This window comes from Bacteroides sp. 43_46 (genome assembly GCF_001915455.1).
GTDB classification, from domain to species: domain Bacteria; phylum Bacteroidota; class Bacteroidia; order Bacteroidales; family Bacteroidaceae; genus Bacteroides; species Bacteroides caccae.
In genome coordinates this window covers 1-8315 of record NZ_MNQN01000065.1, presented here as the reverse complement: position 1 = coordinate 8315, position 8315 = coordinate 1, and the positions used below count along the sequence as shown (strand labels likewise).

The 8315-nt window shown below is 40.7% G+C and carries 4 protein-coding genes; all 4 read right to left on the bottom strand.

Annotated features, from left to right (window positions below):
- A partial coding sequence (locus tag BHV72_RS06355; protein WP_286855260.1) for a DUF6055 domain-containing protein occupies positions 1-1825 on the bottom strand: 1825 nt, incomplete at its 3' end.
- An 11-nt stretch (positions 1826-1836) separates the two neighbouring features.
- Positions 1837-3324: a DUF4859 domain-containing protein gene (locus BHV72_RS06350; RefSeq protein WP_005844099.1), complete on the bottom strand. Its 1488-nt coding sequence runs from the start codon at positions 3322-3324 to the stop codon at positions 1837-1839.
- 19 nt (positions 3325-3343) lie between these two features.
- Entirely contained in the window at positions 3344-5062 is a 1719-nt protein-coding gene (locus BHV72_RS06345; RefSeq protein ID WP_032938899.1) for a RagB/SusD family nutrient uptake outer membrane protein, read from the bottom strand.
- Between the two features lie 14 nt (positions 5063-5076).
- Positions 5077-8178 carry a SusC/RagA family TonB-linked outer membrane protein gene (locus BHV72_RS06340; protein WP_005844094.1) on the bottom strand — a complete coding sequence of 1034 codons (3102 nt, stop codon included), beginning with the start codon at positions 8176-8178 and terminating at the stop codon, positions 5077-5079.
- Positions 8179-8315 lie beyond the last annotated feature (137 nt).

Sequence of the window (8315 nt, the reverse complement as noted above, 5' to 3'; positions counted from 1 at the left end):
TCAATGTAATATCTTTAGGCATAGCCGTCTCGTCAATAGAGAAATTGCCAAGCAAGTCCGTTCCTTCAAACTTTACTTTGTAAGGCCATTGCTCATCGTTCTTTTCTTTCTCATCCCATGGATGAGGCTTGTATTGCTTGGGAGCACCCAATACGATAAAGTATAGTTTTTCAGTATTTGCAGGTAATGTAAAACTTGCTACACCAGTAGGCTCCGTATTCCTGTCACTATATACTCTCGTTCCATCTTTTTTCAATGCTACAAAACCATAATGCCAACCTGCATCTGCTGCATTGCCCACATTATATGTAGCAACCGTCCCTGCTACAGTTTCCGATTCCATATATTCCCCTGGATCATCAGGGGCAAGATCGGTACCAGGTGATAATCCTAGAAAGCTTGCACTTACAGTAGTGGCTGCATTCGGAACATTCAAGGCGATGACATTAAAGCCCGTCGTACTGGGACAACTGGCATAAGCGACCTGATAGTATCCGTCACCGGCAGGATAAAGCTTAGTTGAATATTTATCAAGGTAACCACTGGCATACTCTCCTATGCCATCTATATCAAAAGTAGCCATTCGTGCTGCATAGTCATACAATTCCTGACTCATTATGCTCCACTGATTGCCACAATATAGCCGCATATAAGTAGAAATAGCATCTTCGGGATAAACAGACTGTTTCCAGACATTACTCACCGTTTCTATTCCATACCTTGCAGTCCAATAGGACTGAAGCCAATAACTGGCATAGCGCATCCATTCATGTTCAAAATGCCTGTGACAATTGGACAGCCATACGTCGAAATGATAGTTAGCAAACAATTCACCAGGATAGTCCTGATAAGATTGCCATTGTGCACATTGTTCCCAAAATCCATTACCGCCATTACTCCCTTCATAACCATAACGAAAGCCACATTTCAAATCATCCGGATTTCCCTGTAATATTTTGTCACAATATACTTGATATTGGAAACTATGTCCGATTTCATGGGCTATAGTAGAACCTACCGGCTGGCAAGTACTTGGATTAACCCATAATGCTCCGATTTTATTATCATAACCTGAGCCTGTAGCTAACCACTCGGTCTGGTACAACAAATAAATCTCCATCTTATATTTATCTAGATAAGACTTTCCCTCCCCTAATTGCGCAAACTTTAAGACTTCAATATTGGTTTTATAAAACTGCTCTGCCTTTTCTAATAAATCATCTATGTCTACACGCAAAGCGGCATCAACGGTATCTGCATTCGGATTATCTCCAAAGCCGGCTTCCCAGAATACAAAGAAGTGCTCACTTTGTGCAGAACGGAACCAAGACCATTTGGAATCGCTGCGTAACATATCCATTTTACTAAATTCTGCCGGCTTATAGTATTTGTCAAAGTCTTTAATATCGGCTTCGTCCATAATCAATAGGGAACTCCCTGCCTGACTGAGATTTATCTCTTTAGTACTATTTCCACACGCAATCGTTATAACAGCATATCGGTCATCTTTATTAGTGTTCTTTTTCAAAATCAAATTTAAAGTAACAAGTCCGCCAATTCCTTGTTTGGATGAAAGTGCCACCCAATTATGAACTTCCGCTTCCTTGATTGTTGCTGTCCACGAGGCTAAAGCTGTGAATTTGATGGATGCAGAAGTATCTTCTGCATCCAATTCAATAGCCAATTGATCCTCTCCAATGGTAATCTTTTCTTCTTCTTCCCTCACTTTCTCATCGTCATCACAACCCATGATAAAAAATAAAAAGAACAAAGTCATCAGCAACCATTGAAAAGTATTTAGTAATTGATATTTTTTCATAAACATATCAAGTTTTTTTATTCGCTTACAGCACCTTTAATCTCAAAGCACAGATTTACAATCACTTTGCCTCCGTTGCAAGTAATGATATATTTCGTTGCAATCGTTGTACCGTGAGCCGGATCCACATTCTCCGGATGATTTCCACCATATAAATAGAGTTCTGTTTCACTGGTTCCCAAACTAACCCAACAAAGTCCATCTGCATACTTTGCTGACGCACCATCCTTTCCCAGCCAATAGCCCGGAACATCAGCAGTATACGAAGGGGCTTCTGTTGTTTCTTCACCACAATAAATCTTCAAATCTCCTGATACACGCGCCCTATGAATTTGATAAGTAGTCATTTTAAAAGCGTCCCGAAGTACTTCCTTTATATCAAATTGAACAGAACTATACGTATTATCATAAGCCTTAGAGAGGCTCACGGTCTGTTCCAGCGTCTTAGGGTCACCTGTAGGAGCTGTTTCCGGATCATCGTAAGGAACAACATTCACTGTGATTTCTATCATGGCAATTTTGTTATTAGCTAGAATGCCATACTTCACTACCACTTGGTCACCTTCTACCATTTTACCCGGATTTTGCCCTATTCCAATTTCATCGTCCATCCACTCATCGCCACCATAAGAGGTATAAACTCGCGCATTATCACCAAAACCACTGGCAAATCCATCCATATCATACCAAAACCCATTGGTGCCGGCATCCGATTCTTGTGCATAACTGCCATCAGCTTTCACACCAACATATTTTGCCTCTTCCATGGAAGAAATCCCCAAATCAGCCATCACCTTACTAACGTCAAACTTAACATTATTCATATCATAAGTGCTGGCAGGATTGACATCGATACTTACCTTTTGCGTAGAAACAATCGGAGCAGTAATTTCTTCAGCTCCGTGCGCCATCACAGTGATCACTACAGCCACCCGTTTCTCTCCGTATTTCAAACCTTCTATAACTTTAACTTTCTGACCATCTATCAAGTGCTTGGGGAATTGCATGACATTAAAAAATTTATCTTCCGTATTGTATTCGCAACACACCATTGCATTGTCACCCCAAGCCACCACATTTCCATTGGCATCAAACCAGTGCCCCCAAGTAGCATTACTGTTAGAGGCCGTCATATTATCGGCATGCGTACTTCCTTCGATGGCAAATCCTTGAATTTCGGGTGCACCGTCGTCTAATGCGATGCCTGCTAACAAATCTTCTTCAGAGATTTGAAATAATTCGGCAATTTTATCCAGTTCAATCTCTATATGGGTTCCGTCATAGGCCACTTGGCTGATTGTAATGTCTGCTTGATATTCCAAAATCAGATCTGCATTGATCTGGTTTTTCTGAACTTCTTTGATGGAATCCTGGCGAGCCATTTCATTTATTTCGTCTTGTGTCAATATATGCTCTTGGCACACATCGGTATTATCGTCACAGCTAATAGCTGCGATGCTTGTTAATAACCCCAGCACTGCAACATGGAATATACTTTTTTTCATGATCTATCTTTTTATTGTGTTATTTACTTGAATAACCTTCATTCTGCTTTAAATTAAGGTTTGCATCCAATGCCGATTTCGGAATAGGGAAATAATCCCAGTGCGTCTCAGTAGTAGCATCTTTGCAGAACCATGATTTACCATTGAACACATTGCGTCCATCCTGCATCCTAAAGCGAATCAGATCTTGACGACGATGGTGTTCACCAACAAACTCCCATCCCAAATCATCCAACAAACCACCCAGAATGATATCATCTCCTCCTTCTTCTGTGAAAACGTACGAACTGCGGTCCCAATTAGCAAATCCTTCACATTGATATTCACGATGTCCATAATCATAAGTACTTCCCCCTTTCAGTTGAGCGACAGTACGTGTCGCTTTTGCTGCCGATTTAAAGGAACGTTTGCGAACCTCTGTTACCAGATCAGCCGCTGTTTGTTCAGTTTCATCATTATAACCACCGAGGCGCAACAAACATTCCGCTTTTATAAACATGGCATCTGCCAGACGGAAGAACGCGACATCATTTCCATAAGTACCTTCGGTTCCGGAACAAATTTCACTTTTCACAAAGCGATAGCCTTCTTGTTGGTAAGCTCCGGGATTGTCAATGGAATGTACTTGTTTGTTATAATTCAAATAACCAGTGCCCGACCAGTCATCTGAACTGAAAGGAATCGGATCGCCTGCCTGCGGAGTGTAGGTACCATCCGAATTCTTCACTGCTTTCTTCTGGATTCCCATAGCCCATGTATCAGCCAAACGTTGGTCTTCCTCATCATAAGTATCAATAAATTGAGGAATAGCACAACTGCCATTTTGTGCACTACCCGTACATCCATAGGCTTCTAGACCGGATTGCGGTACTGCTTTGCTAGACAAATAATTATGGGAAGCATGAGTGATGTCTAGAGGTATGGCAAAAATAACCTCGGGAGATGCAGAAATATCTTGACGGAAATTATCCAGATAATTCTCAGCCAATGAGTAACCGCCTTCTTTTATTACTTCATTTGCCTCTGCATAAGCTTTTTCATACCAAGAGTTATCATCGGTCTTGAAGTAGGCATTGTAATTCAAATACAATTTAGCCAATACCATACAAGCGGCATAACGATTAGGATACCCGAATACATGCTCTGTTCCCAAATCATCTTTTATTGCGGTTAACTCAGATACGCAAAAATCAAACAACTCCTGAGCTGTAGCCTGCTCGGGCAGATACCCTGCCGGATGTTCCTGAGTGGTATCCAGCGGGACATTACGAAATGCATCCAGTAACATATAATATACAGTTGCACGGATAAAACGGACTTCGGCTCTGGCTTTTTTGGATGATTCCGGCATGATATCCAGCGTCTTGTTGCAATAACCTAAACACTTGTAGGCATAACTCCAAAGACCGTCAATATGACCTAACGTATAGCTCCAGTCATGTTTATGCATATTTACATATAAGTCTCCCCATCCAATACTGATACGTTTAGGGGTCATATAGGTATCACTGCACTCTTCGTTTAGGTCAAAATAGCCGTTCCAAGCCCAATAAATATAACGAAATTGGGCAATAGCCTGTCCTTTAAGCGAATTTACATCATTTTCGCTATTGAAGTCTAAATTGTCTTCCGTTAACTCATCATAAAGAGTTTCAGACAAATCGGTACATGAACTGAATGCCAAGCATGAACTTGCCGCCAGTCCCATTATTATGTGTTTAAAATTCAAACGTTTCATAAAGCTATATTGATTTAAAAGTTAACATTTAAGCCGAAAGTAAATGAACGGGTAGTGGGATACTTGTCTTGATAGTCAATACCCGGCGATAAGAAAGCATTATCAACTTCAGGGTCCATGCCCGAATACCCGGTGATACAGAACAGGTTCTGACCTGAGATGTATACACGCAAGTGATTGATATACTTCCTGATAGACCCAGATAATGGCACAGTGTAACCTAATGTTGCACTTGTCAGTTTTACAAAATCCCCATTTTCAATATGATCGCTCCATATACCTTGAGACATTGAATTTGACAAGCGTACCATTTTTTGTTTGCCGGTAGCTTCATCCATAACGGGTGTGCCGTCCGCATTAATGGCAGGATGCCAATCGGCAGCCGATTTCAGCCGGTTATAAGCAATGGAATTGTTTTCGTAGAAACTGCGTTGTGCGTTTAAAATCTGATAACCGAACTGTCCGGTAAATTGCAAATTTAGGTCGAAACCTTTATAACGGAATGTATTTCCCCATCCGGCATATATCTTAGGCAGGCCATTTCCTAAACGTTGGCGATTTTCTTCTTTATTTAGGTTTGTATTAAATGGCTTTACATTCCAACCACCATTACCATCGGAAACCTGAACCAATACAAAGCCATCCTTGTCCACTCCAACCGACTTTAATCCCCAGAAATCTCCTAAACGATGCCCTACTTCCATGCAATGAGTTCCCACAGAAATAGGCTCGCCCACGCCTCCTACTTCTTTAAAGTTCTCAGTTTCATATAAGTCATTGGACAAACTAAGCAACTTGTTGCTGTTATGTGAAAGAGTCAACGTGGTATTCCATTCGAAAGCTTTGGTTTGCACAGGTATTGCATTGACTATAAATTCTATGCCTCGATTACGCATTTGTCCCACATTGGCAAGCGTTGTAGAATATAAGTTGGGTGGCACCGGCACACTATAATCGTAAAGCAAGTCTACTGTCTTTTTACTATAAACATCGATAGAACCACTTAAACGACCATTCAATACACCCCAATCCAAACCGATGTTTATCTCTTTCGTCTTTTCCCATTTCAAATTCGGATTGTAATTCTGCGTAATTGCCAATGTCTTTATCCAGTCCCCTTCCGGGCTCATAATATCGCCATAAGCATCATAACCATATTTATATAATGACTTGTACGGATCACCGGGAATAACACCGGTAATACCAAAACCGGCACGTAATTTCAGATTATCCAGCCAAGTAACATCCTTCATGAAACTTTCATTGCTGATCGTCCATCCCGCGGATATAGAAGGAAATGTTCCCCATTTATTATTATTACCGAATTTGGAAGAACCTTCCCGACGTACACTTACCATGAGGTTATATCGATTATCGTACCCATAGCTTACGCGACCAAAGAAACCTATAAGCGTATTATCATTTTTATAAGAACCCATTGAAGCATGCGGAGCTTTTTCATTTGTCAAGTAGGCGCCAGTCCCTAGGTTATTGTATAAATAGGCTTCTGTAGGGAAATCACCGTTACCGGCATTAAATCCATCATTCACTGTATACAAGTAGCTGTAACCTATCAAAGCATTGACATGATGTTTCTTTATTGAGAAATCATATTTAGAAGTTATCTCCATATTATCACTTCGCGTAGAACCTTCCGACTTGGAGGCATAACCGTTTACATCCTTTTGGGTCTGGTCATAATATTTGCTGGTATAATACGTTTCCCCACGGGTGATATTTTCTTTCATAGACAACATTACATTTGTTTGCCAACCTTTAATCGGTTCAACGGTGATATTACCAGTAAGGCGGGACCAGTTAACGCGAGTGTCACCGATTGTTTCATTCTGTATCTCTACTGGGTTATAATAATATAGCTTATTAAAATTTTCATTGTATGATCCATCTTCATTATAAATAGGAGAAGACGGGTTACGGATAATGGCTTGGCGGTACACATACGCATTGTTATTGTTGGTATAGTTTTGCCTACCATACAACATATTAATGTTAAATTTTAGGATATCATTCAAAGCATATTGAGTATAGTCCATCTGCATTTTTATATTGCGATTGTCACTTTTACGCATAATACCGTCTTCATCGCTGAATGTCACATTGGCTGAATAAGAAGAGTTTTTGCCTCCCCCATCAATAGCCAATGAATGGTTCTGCTTGTATCCGGCTTTGCGGGTCACGGCTCCTAGCCAATCTGTATCATAGCCTTCATACTCAAAGGGGGTCAGTCCGTAGATGACGTCGTGTGTATCCATAAAATCGGCAGTCTTGAACCAGTCGGATAAAGAAACATAACCGGAATAAGAGACGTTGGCACGTGACTCCCGTTTACCGGTTTTGGTTGTGATGATAATTACGCCATTTGCACCGCGCGTACCATAAATAGCTGCTGCCGACGCATCTTTTAAAACATCGATAGATGCAATATTTTCGGGGGCAACAGTTGTCAGAGAGCCTTCTACTCCATCTACTAAAACTAATGGAGTGACACTGCCGGTAATAGTGGATATACCACGAAGCATAATGCTTGAAGTTTTTGTGGGATCGCCAGTAGAATTGGTAATGCTTAATCCCGCTACTTTTCCTTTAATCAGTTCAGCGGCGTCCCCTATTTTACCGATTGTAAAATCTTCTGCTTTTACTGAAGCCACGGCACTGGTCACATCTCCTTTACGTTGGGTTCCGTAGCCTATAACTACTACTTCGTCCATCAATTCCGAATCATCCTGCAAAATGACATTTACTTTTCTGTTACTTCCTATAGTCACTTCTTGAGTTTTCAAGCCAAGATAAGAAATCACTAAAACAGACTTTGGGCTTTTTACATTCAATGTATATTTCCCATCTATATCACTGATAGTTCCGTTCGTGGTTCCTTTTTCCATGATACTAGCACCGATAATCGGTTCACCGTTTTTATCTTTCACAACACCACTTACTGATACTTTTTGTTGCTGCATTCTTTCAGTTCTCACTGTATTTGCCAGATCAGCAACTGCAAATGCAGGACTTATACCAATACCACTTGTGAGCAAAAGACAGGTTGTTGCCCGTAGCAAGACTTTGCTGAGCAAGGTCCGGTTTTCATGTGTTTTCATATACTTTTTTGTTTAAAAGGTTTATATTCACTTATTTTACTTTCCATTCAATCACCCCTCCCGAAGCTCCTTTCTGCAATTGTGCTGCAATTTTAAGCCCCTTTGTTTTGACAGGAAGAAGAAGAAAATAATTATAC

Excerpts from the sequence above, each read along its gene's own strand:
- BHV72_RS06350 (WP_005844099.1), bottom strand. The coding sequence starts at position 3,324 with ATGAAAAAAAGTATATTCCATGTTGCAGTGCTGGGGTTATTAACAAGC.
- BHV72_RS06345 (WP_032938899.1), bottom strand. The coding sequence starts at position 5,062 with ATGAAACGTTTGAATTTTAAACACATAATAATGGGACTGGCGGCAAGT.
- BHV72_RS06340 (WP_005844094.1), bottom strand. The coding sequence starts at position 8,178 with ATGAAAACACATGAAAACCGGACCTTGCTCAGCAAAGTCTTGCTACGG.